The sequence below is a fragment of the Leisingera sp. ANG49 genome, from assembly GCF_059694505.1.
In genome coordinates, this window is sequence record NZ_JCATZN010000039.1 from 1 (window position 1) to 1,421 (window position 1,421).

The window sequence follows — 1,421 nt, forward strand, 5'->3', positions numbered from 1 at the left end:
TGCGATCATGCCCTGTTGAATGGCTTTCCGGGCGCCGAGAACGGCGCGGACTTCTTGAGCCGAGACAGACTGCAGTGAACCGGACGGAACCAGCCGAGGTGAAGCAGGCGCGCGATCCCCTCGGCATCCCGACGGTCCGTCTTGATCGGCATGGCCTTCAGCGCTCCTTTCACCTGGCGCGTTTCCATGAGTACAGCATCAAGGTCAGCTTCGGTCAGCCCCCGGTGCAGCCATTGCGACAATGGCCCAGCCTCCAGGCCAATCGCGGCAATGCTGCCGTCCAGATCGCCCAGCCAGCGCGTCAAAACCTCTGGTTCGCTCTCAACCTCTGCCTCTTTGATGATCTTGCCATGCTCGCTGATCACGCAGATCGCGGTCTTGACCAATGACACGTCCAGTCCGACAAACAGTCTCATCCCGTAGTCCTCCATGTGGATCCTATACGGGAGCGTCGGCAGCTGACCTGTCAGCATGCAAGCGGTAACGGGCAGTGTGCAACGCAGGCCCCGTTACAGCATCTCATTGAGTTTCAGAGCCAGTAGATGACCGTTGCAGCCAGAGCGATTGCGGAGAAGAACACCTTTGGGCATCGGTTGTAACGTGTTGCGACGCGCCGCCAGTCTTTAAGCCTGCCGAACATGATCTCGATACGGTTGCGGCGTTTGTAGCGGCGTTTGTCGTATTTGACCTGCTTCTTTCGCTTCTTTCGACCAGGGATGCTTGCGCGTATCCCTTTGTCTTTCAATGCTTCTCTGAACCAGTCGGCGTCGTAGCCTCTATCGCCAAGGAGCCAATTCGCCTTGGGCAAGCTGCTCAGCAATGCCCGTGCTCCAATGTAGTCGCTGACTTGCCCGGCGGTGACGAACAGATTGAGCGGTCGGCCCTGGCTGTCGCAGATGGCATGCAGCTTGGAGTTCATGCCGCCCTTGGTGCGACCAATCAGGCGACCAGGCCCCCCTTTTTCGCGGCCATGTTGGTCGCTGTGCGGTGGGCCTTGAGATAGGTTGCGTCGATCATCACGGTCTTCTCCTCGCCATGCTCGGCGGCCAGACCGGCCATCATCCGGGCAAAGACACCTCTATCGCTCCACCGCTTCCAACGGTTGTACAAGGTCTTGTGCGGACCGTACTCCCCGGGCGCGTCGCGCCAGCGCAAGCCATTACGATTGATAAAGATTATCCCGCTCAAGACACGCCGATCATCGACGCGAGGCTTGCCGTGGGACTTGGGGAAATACGGCTCAAGACGCGCCATCTGTGCATCCGTCAGCCAGAAAAGATCAGACATGTCACCGCTCGCTTTTCGAACCGTGAAACACGCCACCCACCGGAAATCAATGGGTCTTCTCTATTCGGCGTTCTTTGGTCAAGCGCCATCGAGCAGTCATTCGCGGCAGGACTTCAGGTCTTTCGCGGGCCCTT

General features: G+C 58.7%; 1 protein-coding gene and 1 pseudogene. Both read right to left on the reverse strand.

Annotation, left to right across the window (positions count from 1 at the left end; genetic code table 11):
- Positions 1-416 (reverse strand): annotated as a pseudogene (locus AC58NV_RS23575) (IS110 family transposase); the annotation flags it as partial.
- A 113-nt stretch (positions 417-529) separates the two neighbouring features.
- Positions 530-1,287, reverse strand: a protein-coding gene (locus tag AC58NV_RS23580) for an IS5 family transposase (RefSeq protein WP_497229313.1) whose coding sequence is annotated in 2 segments (ribosomal slippage) — positions 530-951 and positions 951-1,287 — 759 coding nt in all. Because the reading frame shifts where the segments join, the coding sequence is not laid out codon by codon here.
- Between the last annotated feature and the right edge of the window lie 134 nt (positions 1,288-1,421).